This is a genomic window from Planosporangium thailandense (assembly GCF_011947195.1).
GTDB lineage: Bacteria > Actinomycetota > Actinomycetes > Mycobacteriales > Micromonosporaceae > Planosporangium > Planosporangium thailandense.
The window spans coordinates 161,422-174,915 of sequence record NZ_JAATVY010000009.1; the positions used below are offsets into that span (position 1 = coordinate 161,422).

Annotated in this window: 13 protein-coding genes; 4 read left to right on the forward strand and 9 right to left on the reverse strand. The window is 70.1% G+C overall.

Going from position 1 to position 13,494, the window contains the following annotated elements; all coding sequences use genetic code 11:
* Positions 1–13: 13 nt before the first annotated feature.
* Positions 14–1,033, reverse strand: coding sequence for a heat-inducible transcriptional repressor HrcA (gene hrcA, locus HC031_RS15445; RefSeq protein WP_167925989.1), 1,020 nt, complete (start codon positions 1,031–1,033; stop codon positions 14–16).
* Between the two features lie 238 nt (positions 1,034–1,271).
* Here hrcA and HC031_RS15450 point away from each other — a divergent pair, with 238 nt between their 5' ends.
* Positions 1,272–1,823, forward strand: a complete 552-nt coding sequence (locus HC031_RS15450) for a DUF4870 domain-containing protein (RefSeq protein WP_167925990.1) — start codon at positions 1,272–1,274, stop codon at positions 1,821–1,823.
* Positions 1,824–1,886: 63 nt separating this feature from the next.
* On the opposite strand, the gene hemW is transcribed toward HC031_RS15450, so the two are convergent.
* On the reverse strand, positions 1,887–3,095 hold the full coding sequence (gene hemW, locus HC031_RS15455) for a radical SAM family heme chaperone HemW (RefSeq protein WP_167925991.1): 1,209 nt from the start codon (positions 3,093–3,095) through the stop codon (positions 1,887–1,889).
* 18 nt (positions 3,096–3,113) lie between these two features.
* Between hemW and HC031_RS15460 the strand changes: the two genes are divergently transcribed.
* Positions 3,114–3,887 (forward strand): enoyl-CoA hydratase-related protein, encoded by a 774-nt coding sequence (locus HC031_RS15460; protein ID WP_167925992.1) that lies wholly within the window; start codon positions 3,114–3,116, stop codon positions 3,885–3,887.
* Between the two features lie 74 nt (positions 3,888–3,961).
* Positions 3,962–4,834 (forward strand): hypothetical protein, encoded by an 873-nt coding sequence (locus HC031_RS15465; RefSeq protein WP_338090681.1) that lies wholly within the window; start codon positions 3,962–3,964, stop codon positions 4,832–4,834.
* A gap of 89 nt (positions 4,835–4,923) precedes the next feature.
* Here HC031_RS15465 and HC031_RS15470 read toward each other — a convergent pair whose 3' ends face one another.
* The 7 genes from HC031_RS15470 to ettA form a co-directional block, all read right to left on the reverse strand.
* Positions 4,924–5,199, reverse strand: coding sequence for a GlsB/YeaQ/YmgE family stress response membrane protein (locus HC031_RS15470; RefSeq protein ID WP_167925993.1), 276 nt, complete (start codon positions 5,197–5,199; stop codon positions 4,924–4,926).
* A 397-nt stretch (positions 5,200–5,596) separates the two neighbouring features.
* Positions 5,597–7,465 carry a translation elongation factor 4 gene (lepA, locus tag HC031_RS15475; protein ID WP_167925994.1) on the reverse strand — a complete coding sequence of 623 codons (1,869 nt, stop codon included), beginning with the start codon at positions 7,463–7,465 and terminating at the stop codon, positions 5,597–5,599.
* Between the two features lie 242 nt (positions 7,466–7,707).
* Positions 7,708–8,229, reverse strand: coding sequence for a type III secretion system chaperone family protein (locus HC031_RS15480; protein ID WP_167925995.1), 522 nt, complete (start codon positions 8,227–8,229; stop codon positions 7,708–7,710).
* Between the two features lie 269 nt (positions 8,230–8,498).
* The gene (locus tag HC031_RS15485; RefSeq protein WP_240942559.1) at positions 8,499–9,275 is read right to left on the reverse strand and encodes a DUF8010 domain-containing protein; all 777 of its coding nucleotides are present in this window, start codon (positions 9,273–9,275) and stop codon (positions 8,499–8,501) included.
* Positions 9,276–9,283: 8 nt separating this feature from the next.
* A complete protein-coding gene (locus HC031_RS15490; RefSeq protein ID WP_338090672.1) occupies positions 9,284–9,691 on the reverse strand; it encodes an acyl-CoA thioesterase in 408 nt (135 codons plus the stop codon).
* 2 nt (positions 9,692–9,693) lie between these two features.
* Entirely contained in the window at positions 9,694–10,119 is a 426-nt protein-coding gene (locus HC031_RS15495; protein ID WP_205862770.1) for a thioesterase family protein, read from the reverse strand.
* Entirely contained in the window at positions 10,112–11,788 is a 1,677-nt protein-coding gene (gene ettA / locus HC031_RS15500) for an energy-dependent translational throttle protein EttA (RefSeq protein WP_167925997.1), read from the reverse strand. Before ettA ends, HC031_RS15495 begins: the two co-directional genes overlap by 8 nt.
* Positions 11,789–12,085: 297 nt before the next feature.
* Here ettA and HC031_RS15505 point away from each other — a divergent pair, with 297 nt between their 5' ends.
* Positions 12,086–13,492, forward strand: a complete 1,407-nt coding sequence (locus tag HC031_RS15505) for an alpha,alpha-trehalose-phosphate synthase (UDP-forming) (protein WP_420813640.1) — start codon at positions 12,086–12,088, stop codon at positions 13,490–13,492.
* Positions 13,493–13,494: the final 2 nt, after the last annotated feature.

The following is a 13,494-nucleotide window of genomic DNA, read 5'->3' on the forward strand; positions in this document are numbered from 1 at the left end:
TGGATCAGCTGTATCAACTCTGTGCGAGCAGATCGCCAACGTAGCGTGCCACCGCACGTACCGCCGCGATCGTGCCGGGGTAGTCCATCCGGGTCGGCCCCAGCACACCCATGCCGCCCACGACAATCGTGCCCGGCCCGTACCCGGTGCTCACCACGGAGGTGCCCCGGAGGTCCTCGATCTCGTTCTCGTCACCGATGAGCACCCGGGTGCCGCTCGGCTCGACCTCACCGAACAGCTTGAGGAGCACGACCTCCTCCTCGAGCGCCTCGAGGATGGGCCGCAGCGCGCCCTGGAAGTCCACCAGGCCCCGCGCCAGGTTGGCGGTGCCGGCGAGCGCGATGCGCTCCTCCTTGCGCTCCACGAGCGTCTCCAGCAGCACGGTGGACAGGGCGGTCATCGCCGGTCGCAGCAGCCGCGGCACCTCGTCCCGCAACTGCTCGACGAGGGGCGGGGTGTCGGTGAGCAGGCTTCCGTTGAGCTTTTCGTTGATCGTGCGACGCAGATCGGCGACGTCGTCGGCACCGAGCGTATCGGGCAACTCCACGAGACGCTGGTCGACGCGCCCGGTGTCGGCGATCATCACCAGCATGAGCCGGGTGGTCGACAACGGCACGAGTTCGAGGTGGCGCACCCGCGAGCGCGACAGGCTCGGGTACTGCACGATGGCGACCTGTCGGGTGAGCTGCGCCAGGAGGCGTACGGTGCGGTGCACGACGTCGTCGAGGTCGACCGCGCCGAACATGAACCGCTCGATCGCACGGCGCTCGGCCGGCGACAGCGGCTTGACCCGGCTGAGCCGGTCGACGAAGAGGCGGTAACCACGGTCGGTGGGCACCCGGCCGGCGCTGGTGTGCGGCTGGCGGATGTAGCCCTCCTCCTCCAGCACGGCCATGTCGTTGCGGACCGTGGCCGGAGAGACCCGCAGGTTGTGCCGCTCGACGAGGGCCTTGCTACCCACCGGTTCCTGCGTCGCCACGTAGTCCTCGACGATGGCGCGCAGGACATCCAACTTACGATCGTCGAGAGCCATAGCTGCACCTCCCGTCGGGTCAGTGGCCGCCCCGACGGGTCGGCTGGCACTCCGGATACGTGAGTGCCAGTCTAGCGCCGCGGATGAGCGCGGCGCGATGGTTCTTTTGCCCCGATTACACCACATACAGTGCGCTTCGTTACCACCCGACCGGACCATCGAGCCACGGCTGAATGTCGACGAAGGAGTCGCATGTTGCCGCTACCGCCATTTGGTCGATGCCCCTACCGTGACGCACATGACTGAAGCACCTCGCCCTTCCGGGGACGGCACCGACGCCACCCCGGGTCCCGACCCCAACGCCGTGCCACCGCCACCTCCGTCCGCGGCGCCCGGCGGGGGCTATTCCCAGACTCCTCCCCCGCCCCCGCCGGGCGCTGGTCACGGCTGGCCGCCCGGCGCGTACCCGCCCGGCCCCGGCACCGGCGCCCCGCCGCCCGGGTACGCGAGCAGCGACGACAAGACCTGGGCGCTCATCGCGCACTTCGGCGGCGCGGTCGGCGCGTTCATCGGCGGCGGCGTGCTCGGCTTCGTCGGCCCGCTGATCGCCTACCTGGCGAAGGGGCAGCAGTCGCCCACGGTCCGCGCCCACGCGATCGCCGCGCTGAACTTCCAGATCCTCTGGTCGATCATCGCGCTCGTCGGCGCGGTGCTGTCCTGCATCGGCATCGGCGTGATCATCCTCGCGGCGGCCGCGATCATCGAGATCATCTTCGGTGTCATCGCCGGCGTGAAGGCCAACGAAGGGCAGCTCTACCGGTACCCGATGTCGGCCAACTTCATCAAGTGAACCTCCCGACGCAGGTCTCGGGGAGTTTGACATCGAACAAGGTGTCAACCTCCCCAAGATCTCTCAGGGCAGGAGATCCCGGACGACCGCGTCGGCCAGCAGCCGGCCCCGCAACGTGAGCACGGCTCGGCCGGCGGCGAACGGCTCCACGGCCAGCAGCCCGTCACCGACCGCCCGCCGCGCCGCGGCCCGGCCGGCGTCATCCAACGTCGAAAGCGGCAGCCCGGACGACAGGCGCAGCCGAAGCATCACGTGCTCGGTACGCCGCTCCGCGGGCGTCAACCGCTCCCGTGCCTGAGCCGGGGACTCACCGGCCGCCAGGCGGCCGGCGTACGCCGCCGGATGCTTCACGTTCCACCAGCGCACCCCGCCGACGTGGCTGTGCGCGCCGGGGCCGAGCCCCCACCAGTCGCCGCCCGCCCAGTACAGCAGGTTGTGCCGGCACCGGGCCGCCTCGTCCCGGGCCCAGTTCGACACCTCGTACCAGCCGAAACCGGCCGCCGTCAGCGCCGCCTCGGCGGCCAGGTACCGGTCGGCGGCCACGTCGTCGTCCGGGTACGGCAGCTCACCCCGCCGCATCCGGGCCGCCATCCGGGTGCCGTCCTCCACGATCAGGGCGTACGCGCTGACGTGATCCACGCCCGCGTCCACCACGGCCCGCAGCGACGACGCGAAGTCGTCGGCCGACTCGCCCGGCGTGCCGTAGATCAGGTCCAGGTTGACGTGGTCGAAGCCGGCCGCGCGGGCCTCGACCGCCGCCGCGGCGGCGCGGCCCGGCGTGTGCCGGCGGTCGAGCACCCGCAGCACGTGCGGCGCCGCCGACTGCATCCCGAGCGAGATGCGGTTGTACCCGGCCGCCCGCAGCGCCCGCAGCGACGCCGGATCGACCGACTCCGGGTTGGCCTCGGTGGTCACCTCCGCGTCCGCGGCCAGCCCCCAGGTGGAGTCGATCGCCTTGAGGATCCGGCCCAGCTCACCGGCGTCCAACAAGGTCGGCGTACCGCCGCCCACGAACACCGTGTCCACGGTACGTCCACCGCCCAGGACCCGGTCGGCGAGCGCCAGTTCGGACAGGACGGCCTCGACGTAGCCGTCGCGTACCACGCCCTCGCCCGGCGCGTACGTGTTGAAGTCGCAGTAGCCGCAGCGGCTCGCGCAGAACGGCACGTGCACGTACACGCCGAAGCCGGCGCTGTTGTCAGCGGTCAGCGCGGACGGCGGCAAGGCACCGTCGACCGGCACCGGCTCACCTTCTGGAAGTACCCCGGGCATGCCGTCTAGTGTGCCCGCATGCCTGAGCTTGTCCGGTCGGAGACCGTCCGGGGGGTCGCCACGGTGACCCTCGACAGTCCGCACAACCGCAACGCGCTGTCCTCGGCGCTCATCGAGCAGCTGCTCGCGGCGTTACGGGCCGCCGAATCCGACGCCGCGGTACGCGCCGTGGTGCTCAGCCACACCGGCCCGGTCTTCTGCTCCGGGGCCGACCTCAAGGAGACCGCCGCGGCCCTGGCCAGCGGCGGCTCGACCCCGCCCGCGGGCCGGCTGGGTGAGGTGCTGTCGGCGATCTGGAACAGCGCCAAGCCCGTCGTGGCCCGGGTGGCGGGGCCCGCGCGCGCCGGCGGCCTGGGACTCGTCGCGGCCGCGGACATCGCCATCTGCGCGGACGAGGCCACGTTCGCCTTCTCGGAGGTACGCATCGGGGTGATTCCCGCGGTGATCTCGGCCACCGTGCTGCCCCGCCTCGCGCCGCGCGCGGCCGCGGAGCTGTACCTGACCGGCGAGGTCTTCGACGGCGCGCGAGCTGCCGCGATCGGGCTGGTGAGCGCGTCCGTGCCGGCGGACGAGCTGGACGCGGCCGTCGCGCGCCACACCGACGCGCTCGTACGCGGGGCGCCCGGCGCGCTCGCCGGTGCGAAGCGCCTGCTCCACCGCGGCGGCGACATCGACGCCGACCTCGCCGCCCTCACCGAGCTGTCGATCCACCACTTCGGTTCGCCCGAAGGCCTGGAGGGCGTACGCGCGTTCCGCGAGAAGCGCGACGCGAACTGGGTGCCACGAGGCTGAGCCGTTTTCCGGTTCGTCCGATCGGATCTGGGTATTCGCAGCGCCCCGTACCCTGGAGGCGTCGATCGGTGGGGGTGACCGTGCGGATTCGAACGGCTCTGACCACCGTGATGGTGCTCGTCATTGCCATCACGGTAGGTGCTGTGCTGCTCGTGGAACGGGTCAGCAAGCAATTGCCGTTACGGCTGCCGAACGCGCGGGCCTGCGTCGTCGACGGCGACGGCGGCGAGATCTCGCTCGACGCCGACCAGATGGCGAACGCCGCGACCGTCGCCGCCGTGGGCCTCAGCCGGCACGTGCCGCAGCAGGCGATCACCGTCGCGCTCGCGACCGCGTGGCAGGAGTCGAAGCTGCGCAACCTCAACGGCGGCGACCGGGACTCGATCGGGCTGTTCCAGCAGCGGCCCAGCCAGGGCTGGGGCACCCCGGCACAGATCCACGACGCGAGATACGCCGCCCGCGCCTTCTACAGCGCGCTGCTGAAGATCGATGGCTGGCAGGGCATGCGCGTGACCGACGCCGCGCAGGCGGTCCAGCGCAGCGCCCACCCCGAGGCGTACGAGAAGTGGGCCGACCGGGCCGAATCGCTGGCGAGGGCGCTGACCGGCGAGACGGTCGGCGCGGTGGCGTGCACCGTGACCGGCGAGCCGGCCATGCGCGGACCGGCCGCCGCCGCGGAGCTGGCTGTTGAGCTGAGGCGGGACTGGGGCGACACGACCGACACCGTGACCTCCGACAACCTGCCCGGCGTGGCGGTGCCCGTCCGGGATGCGCGCGCCGGCTGGCAGTACGCGCACTGGCTCGTGGCGTACGCCAAGGATCGCGGGATCAAGCGGGTCCGTTTCACCAACCGGGAGTGGACCGCCAAGAGCGGGTCGTGGACGAGGGTCAGCGCGAGCGCCGACGACAGCAGCCGGGTGCTCGCCGAGGTCTACCGGGCGGTGTGAGGCGCTCTGCGCGTGACAAAACGGCGGGCCCCCGGTACTTCCGTGACCGGGGGTCCGCCGTCTGCGGTGAAGCGTTCGATGGTGGGGCGTTAGATCGTGGTGTGGCGACGGCTGCCGATACCGGCGACCAGGGCCACGCCGACGGCCGCGAGAACCACCTGGATGATCAGTTCGATCCAGTCCACGCCGTTGGTGTGAGCCACGCCGAGCGCTGCGGCGATCGCGGTGCCGATGAACGCGGCGACAATGCCGATGACCATGGTCAGCCAGACCGGAATGTTCTGGCGGCCGGGCACGACGAGTCGACCTAGTGCACCGACGATCAGACCGACGATGATTGCGGTGATAATGCCGGTGATAGTCACGGTTTCCCTCCTTGACCGGGGGGCCTCGTTTCTTAAGACGTTCCAGTAATGCCCCGGCTTTCCGTTGCCGGTGTTGTGCCCACGCGCCGCGGGACTCAAACGCCCCGAAACAAAGGTTTCAATGCGGAACGGATAGCGAACCGCATTGGCGTGAATGCCGGTTTCAACCAGTCACGCAACGGGAACCAGCCGTACTCGAAGGTCAGGTGGCCCGAGAGTTGATCGTCACGGTGCGTAGACGCCCACGCCGGAACCACTCGAGTACGGACAGATCTTCGTTCTGACATTGGCGCCGGTCGACTGACATTGGCGCCGGTCGAGCTACCTGCCGGCCGACAGGAAATCCGTGGCGGCCCGGACAGCGGGCCGCCACGGAGGGCCTCAGCACCGGCCGCGGCTACTTCTTGGCGCCCTTGTCGGTGGGCGCGTCCGAGGTCGACAGCGCCGCGATGAACGCCTCCTGCGGCACCTCCACCCGGCCGACCATCTTCATCCGCCGCTTACCTTCCTTCTGCTTCTCCAGCAGCTTGCGCTTGCGGGTGATGTCACCGCCGTAGCATTTGGCGAGCACGTCCTTGCGGATCGCCCGGATCGTCTCCCGAGCGATGACCCGGCTGCCGATCGCCGCCTGGATGGGCACCTCGAACTGCTGGCGTGGAATCAGCTTCTGCAGCTTCGAGGCGATCGTCACGCCGTAGTTGTAGGCCTTGTCCTTGTGCACGATCGCGCTGAACGCGTCGACCGGCTCGCCGTGCAGCAGGATGTCCACCTTCACCAGGTCGGCCTCCTGCTCGCCGCTGGGCTCGTAGTCCAGCGACGCGTACCCCTTGGTGCGGCTCTTGAGCTGGTCGAAGAAGTCGAAAATGATCTCGGCGAGCGGGAGGGTGTAGCGCAGCTCCACCCGGTCGGCCGACAGGTAGTCCATGCCCTGCAGGTGACCCCGACGGCCCTGGCACAGCTCCATGACGGCGCCGACGTAGTCGTTGGGGGTCAGCACCGTGGCGCGCACGACCGGCTCGAACACGTGGCCGATCTTTCCCGCCGGGTACTCGCTCGGGTTGGTGACGAGGCGCTCGGTGCCGTCCTCCATGACGACCCGGTAGACCACGTTGGGCGACGTGGAGATGAGGTCCAGACCGAACTCGCGCTCCAGCCGCTCCCGGATGATCTCCAGGTGCAGCAGGCCGAGGAACCCGCAGCGGAAGCCGAAGCCCAGCGCCGCCGAGGTCTCCGGCTCGTACACCAGCGCGGCGTCGTTGAGCTTGAGCTTGTCGAGGGCGTCGCGCAGCAGCGGGTAGTCCGAGCCGTCGATCGGGTAGAGCCCGGAGTAGACCATCGGCTTGGGGTCGGAGTACCCGCCCAGCGGCTCGTCGGCCGGCCGGGCGTTGATCGTCACGGTGTCACCGACCCGGGACTGCCGGACGTCCTTCACCCCGGTGATCAGGTAGCCGACCTCGCCGACCCCCAGCGCCGACGACTTGATCGGCTCGGGCGAGATGACACCGAGCTCGAGCAGCTCGTGCGTTGCGCCGGTGGACATCATCCGGATCCGGTCACGCGCCTCGATCCTGCCGTCGACCACCCTGATGTACGTGATGACGCCCCGGTACACGTCGTACACCGAGTCGAAGATCATCGCCCGGGCCGGTGCGTCGGCGTCGCCCTTCGGCGGCGGCAGTTGCCGGACGATCTCGTCGAGCAGGTGCCCCACGCCCTCGCCGGTCTTACCCGACACCCGCAGGACCTCGTCGGGCTCGCAGCCGATGAGGTGGGCCAACTCCTCGGCGTACTTCTCCGGCTGCGCCGCCGGCAGGTCGATCTTGTTGAGCACGGGGATGATCTGCAGGTCGTTCTCGAGCGCGAGGTACAGGTTGGCCAGCGTCTGCGCCTCGATGCCCTGAGCCGCGTCGACCAGCAGCACCGCACCTTCACACGCGGCGAGCGACCGCGAGACCTCGTACGTGAAGTCGACGTGCCCGGGGGTGTCGATCATGTTCAGCACGCATGTCTCGCCGGCCCGGTCGCCCTCACGTACCTGCCAGGGCATCCGCACCGCCTGGCTCTTGATCGTGATGCCCCGCTCCCGCTCGATGTCCATGCGGTCCAGGTACTGGGCGCGCATCTGGCGGGCGTCGACCACCTCGGTCAGCTGCAGCATGCGGTCGGCGAGCGTCGACTTGCCGTGGTCGATATGGGCGATGATGCAGAAGTTGCGGATGGTGTCCGGGGGCGTCATCCCGGGCAGCAGAGCACCGGTCGGTGGCACGGTCGTCCGTTCGTGGGTAGTCGGGCGCTTACGTCGGCGGCCGACCCGTACGGTTGAAGGTGCCGGCCGCCTACTCCATGGTCCCATGCCGTCGGCCGTGACCGGCGCTCCCCGGCTGCCCGTCGTCGAACGGACAGCGGGCGACATCGCACCGACCACGGCCGACGCGACGTCGCTTCAGCGCCGCAGGCGCGCCAAGGTTACTGCCAGCGCCGGCAGGACGCACCCAAGGTTACCGACTGTTAGAGAAGGGCCCCTTCGTCGTGCAGCCAGTCGACGAAGCCGAGCGCGACGGCGGCGGCACAGTCGACCAGCTCGACCAGCAGGGCGTCATGCGCCCCCGACCCGAGCGGCACCTGCATTTCGGCGTAGATGGGCAGCTGTCCCCGATCGGTCGGGTCGCCGACGTACGCCTTGCAGAACCGCCGGCTGTGGTTCCACTCGTTGACCACCCGATACGACCGGTCGGCCCAGTCGGGCGGGACGGTGGTGTGCGGACGTGCCCGGATCACCAGGATCTCGTCGTCCGGCCCCTCCAGCGCGAACAACACCGCGTGTCGCTCCCACAGAGCGATCAACGTGCCGCTACCGTCTGTAAGGTAACGAATATCAAGCTTGTCCAGCGCCGCAGCGACCCGCTCCAAGGTCACCGGCGCCACGATCGCCGCCCGGTCCGCCGTGGCCGTGTTGCCCCCGGACCCGACCTGGGCCGAACCATCTGTCCGCGTGTCGGCCTGCCCAGCACGCTTCTGCCACCACGGCATAGACCCGTGCTCCCTGCTCCCCGTGCCTCGCTCCCCTGCGGATCCACAACCGTTTCTGTCAACACCCTCAACAGTGGTGGACCCGAGCCAACAAGTTACCCGTTCGGACGAGTTTCGGCAGCCCCGCACCGGGCCCGCGACGCTGATCGGAGGGGCGTGACCATCATCTCTTTGGATATATCAATTCGATGGGCCCCTGGCGGATGCGACTTCCAGCGCTTTCCTACCCAGCACTTATTGATCCAGATCGTCGCGGCGACCCGGGGGGCCTAACCCGCGACGCGCACCCCGAGACCCCGCTCAGGCCGATACCAAGCTGTGCCAAAAGCGCCCGCGAGACCGACCCAGCCGGGGGCCACCCGTACCTCGACTTCGCTACCCACGGTGGTTGACGGCCTTCCAGGCACGGTGGCGGGGCCTCCGGGCGCACCGGCCGCCGGGCCTCCGGGCGCACCGGCCGCCGGGCCTCCGGGCGCACCGGCCGCCGGGCCTCCGGGCGCACCGGCCGCCGGGCCGACGAACCCCATCCGCAGCACGGCCTGCACCAGCCGCTGCGGCACCTCCACCCGCTCGCCGGCGTCGGTGTTCACCACCACGGGCACGTGATCGAGCAGGGCGTCGCGCAGCAACCGCTCCCCGACCGGCCGCCCGCGCACCCCGCCGGCGACCGCCTCCCGCAACGTCGTCTCCGCCGCCGTTCCGATCCGGCGCACCTCGGCGACGGGCAGCCGCTCCACGACCAGACCCGCGCCGGACGGCACCGGCCAGCGCCACTGCGCGTCCAGGCGCGGCGGGAGCGCCTCACTGCCCCGGTCGAGCGCGCCGAGCAGGTCGGCGGCGCGCACCGTCGCGTCGTCGGCGAGCCCGGCCCGTACCCGGCGGGTCACCAGCACACCGAACGGCAGCCGGGCCCACAGCTCCAGCACGCCGCCGCCGGCCGGGCGCAGCCGCACCAGCGCGGCGGCGTCCAGCCGGACGAGCCGGACGAGGTAGGCGCCGGCGTCGCCGACGCTCGCCGGCTCCAGCCCGATCACGCCGGCCCCCATCCGGTCGGTCACGCCGGCCCCAGCCAGGGCTTCAGAAACTCCCGCTCGGCGTCCGACAGCCGCCGGGGGCGGCCGGCGGCAAGATCGAACGGTACGCACACCGACCGCGCCCGGCTCGCCACCACCTCGCCGTCGAACAGCTCGTACGCGACCACGAAGCGACTGGGCCTGATCTCCTCGAGCCACATGTCGATCCGCACGGGACGCCCGTACCCGACCGGCCGGAGGTAGTCGACCTCGTGCCGGTAGATCACCACACCCTGTTCCAGCGAGGTGACCCCGGCCTCCCGGGCGGCGTCGAACATCAGCGCCACCCGGGCCTCTTCGTACAGCGTCAGGAACCGGGCGTTGTTGACGTGGCCGAACGCGTCCAGGTCCGACCAGCGCAGCGGGCAGTGGTACGTGTAGCGCGCCACGGTCAGCCCCCGCTCGCGAAACGCTGCCAGTACGCCCGCTCGTCGTCGTCGAGCGGGCGCTTCTTGCCGTCGGCGTACGAGTACGCCACGAGTACGCACTCGCAGCGCGCGACCACGCTGTCCCCGTCGTACATGCGCTGGGCGAGCGTCCACGACGAGGTGCCGATGGCGGCCACCCCGGTCTCCACGCGGAGCGTGAGCCCCGGCCGGTACACGACCGGGGCCTCGTAGTCGACCGCCACCCGCGCGGCGATGCACCCTCGATCACCGGGCCGGCCCGGGACGCCCGTGGGCGCCCCGGCCAGCATCATCATCCGCGCGTCCTCGAAGTACGACAGGTAGCGGGCGTGGTTGACGTGGCCCAACTGGTCCGGGTCCGACCAGCGCACCTGTGCCAGGAACACCGCCGGCCCGACCCGATCAGTCACGGGTCAGCTTGCGGTACGTCACCGCGTGCGGGCGGGCCGCCTCGGCGCCGAGCCGCTCCACCTTGTTCTTCTCGTACGACTCGAAGTTGCCCTCGAACCAGAACCACTTCGCCGGGTTCTCGTCGTCGCCCTCCCACGCCAGGATGTGGGTCGCGACGCGGTCGAGGAACATCCGGTCGTGGGAGATGACCACGGCGCAGCCGGGGAAGTCCAGCAGCGCGTTCTCCAGCGACGACAGCGTCTCGACGTCGAGGTCGTTGGTGGGCTCGTCGAGCAGCAGCAGGTTACCGCCGATCTTGAGGGTCAGCGCCAGGTTGAGCCGGTTGCGCTCGCCGCCGGACAGCACGCCGGTCGGCTTCTGCTGGTCGGGGCCCTTGAACCCGAACGCCGCGACGTAGGCGCGCGAAGGCATCTCGACCTTGCCCACCATCAGGTGGTCGAGGCCGTCGGAGACGACCTCCCAGACCGTCTTGTTCGGGTCGAGGCCGGCCCGGTTCTGGTCGACGTACGAGACCTGCACCGTCTCACCGACGCGCACCTCGCCGTCGGTGGGCTGCTCGAGCCCGACCAGGGTCTTGAACAGCGTCGTCTTTCCGACACCGTTCGGGCCGATGATGCCGACGATGCCGTTGCGCGGCAGCGAGAACGACAGCCCGTCGATGAGCACCCGGTCGCCGAACGCCTTCTTGAGCTTGTCGACCTCGATCACGACGTTGCCCAGGCGGGGGCCCGGCGGGATCTGGATCTCCTCGAAGTCCAGCTTGCGGGTCTTGTCCGCCTCGGCGGCCATCTCCTCGTACCGGTCGAGGCGGGCCCGGGACTTGGTCTGGCGCGCCTTCGCGTTCGAGCGCACCCACTGCAGCTCGTCTTCCAGGCGCTTCTTCAGCTTGGCGTCCTTGCGGCCCTCGACGGCCAGCCGGGCGGCCTTCTTCTCCAGGTACGTGGAGTAGTTGCCCTCGTAGCCGTGCACGCGGCCCCGGTCGACCTCGGCGATCCACTCGGCCACGTGGTCGAGGAAGTACCGGTCGTGGGTGACGGCCAGCACCGCACCCGGGTACTTGGCGAGGTGCTGCTCCAGCCAGAGCACGCTCTCGGCGTCGAGGTGGTTGGTGGGCTCGTCGAGCAGCAGCAGGTCGGGCTGCTCCAGCAGCAGCTTGCACAGCGCGACCCGGCGGCGCTCACCGCCGGAGAGGACGTCGACCGGCGAGTCGGCCGGGGGGCAGCGCAGGGCGTCCATCGCGAGCGCCAGCTTGGAGTCGATGTCCCACGCGTCGGCGTGGTCGAGCTCCTCCTGCAGGCGCCCCATCTCGTCCATCAGCTCGTCGGAGTAGTCGGTCGCCATCTGCTCGGCGATCTGGTTGAAGCGGGCGAGCTTCGCCTTGGTGTCGGCGACCGCCAGCTCGATGTTCTCCAGCACGGTCTTGGAGTCGTCCAGCTTGGGCTCCTGGGCCAGCAGACCGACCGTGTAGCCGGGCATCAGGCGCGCCTCGCCGTTGCTGAGGGTGTCCTCACCGGCCATGATCCGCAGCAGGCTGGACTTACCGGCGCCGTTCGGGCCGACCACGCCGATCTTCGCCCCGGGCAGGAAGCTGAGCGTCACGTTGTCGAGCACGACCTTGTCGCCGTGCGCCTTGCGCGCCTTTTCGAGAACGTAGATGAACTGGGCCACAGTGCGCCCTACCTCCGATAGATCGTGGTTTACCGCGGACGTACCGCGCAATGATCGCGTGTTGACCCGGCCGCCGTCGCGCCCAATCTTTCCAGGCCGGTCGCGTGCGGCACACATCACCCTGCTTCACGGTACGGCGGGAGCTGTCCGTCCGGGCCGCTGTATTACCAAACCCTCTTGGCACCCGCGATATTTCGTCGCGTACATCGGGTAGCCGTATACCTACCCCCGATGAAGATCTGCTCTTCAGTAGGCTGATTGGGCGATGTGGGCTCGTCCGTGGGGAGGGGATCGACGGTGGGCCGAAGCTCTTTTGTCGTCGTGGCCAATCGACTGCCGGTAGACCGGGTCAGCACGCCGCAGGGGCCGCAGTGGCGGCGCAGCCCGGGCGGCCTGGTCACCGCGCTGCAACCGGTGCTCGCCGCACAGCGGGGCACCTGGATCGGCTGGACGGGGGCAGCGGCTGCGCCGGGCGAGCCACCGATGGAGCCGTTCGAGATCGAGGACGTGCGACTGCGGCCGGTGTCGCTGTCGGCGGACGAGATCGAGCGCTACTACGAGGGGTTCAGCAACTCCAGCCTCTGGCCGCTCTACCACGATGCCGTGGAGACCCCGATCTACCGGCGCCGCTGGTGGGACGCGTACCGGCGGGTCAACGAGCGCTTCGCCGAGGCGGCCGCGGAGGAGGCCGCCGAGGGCGGCGTGGTCTGGGTGCAGGACTACCAGCTCCAGCTCGTACCCGCGATGCTGCGCGCCCGCCGCCCCGATCTGCGCATCGGGTTCTTCCTGCACATCCCGTTCCCACCGATCGAGCTGTTCGCCCAGTTGCCGCGCCGCATCGAGGTGCTGCGCGGGCTGCTCGGCGCCGACCTGGTCGGCTTCCAGCAGCCCCTGGCCGCCCAGAACTTCCTGCGGCTGACCCGCCACCTGCTGGGCCTCCGGCCGCGCGGCGAGACCGTCGAGGTGGGCGACCGCATCGTCACCGCGTCCGCGTTCCCGATCTCGATCGACGTCGCGGAGATCGAGAACCTGGTCGCCACACCCGCGGTACGCCAGCGCGCGGCGGAGATCCGCCATGAGCTCGGTGACCCCAAGACCATCCTGCTGGGCGTGGACCGTCTCGACTACACCAAGGGCATCGAGCAGCGACTCACCGCCTTCCAGGAGCTGCTCGCCGAGGGCCAGCTCAGCGTCCCGGACGTCGTCATGGTGCAGGTCGCCACGCCCAGCCGCGAGCGCGTCGAGCACTACCAGGCGCTGCGGGTCAAGGTCGAGCGGGAGGTGGGCCGGATCAACGGTGACTACGGACGGGTAGGCGTTCCGGCGGTCCATTACCTTCACCAGTCGTACAGCCGCAGCGAGTTGGCCGCGCTCTACTGCGCCGCCGATGTCATGATGGTGACGCCGCTGCGCGACGGAATGAACCTGGTCGCCAAGGAATACGTAGCTGCAAGAGCGGACCTCGGTGGGGCGTTGGTACTCTCCGAGTTCGCCGGCGCGTCCGCCGAGTTGCGGCAGGCGTTCCTGGTAAACCCACACGACCTCGACGGGCTCAAGGATGCGCTCGTGCGCGCCATCAACGTCGATCCGATTGAGGCCAACAGGCGGATGCGGGCGATGCGGCGCCACCTTCGGACCCACGACGTACGCGCGTGGGCCCGGTCCTTCCTAACTTCACTCGGTGTATCGGACACGATGACATGAAC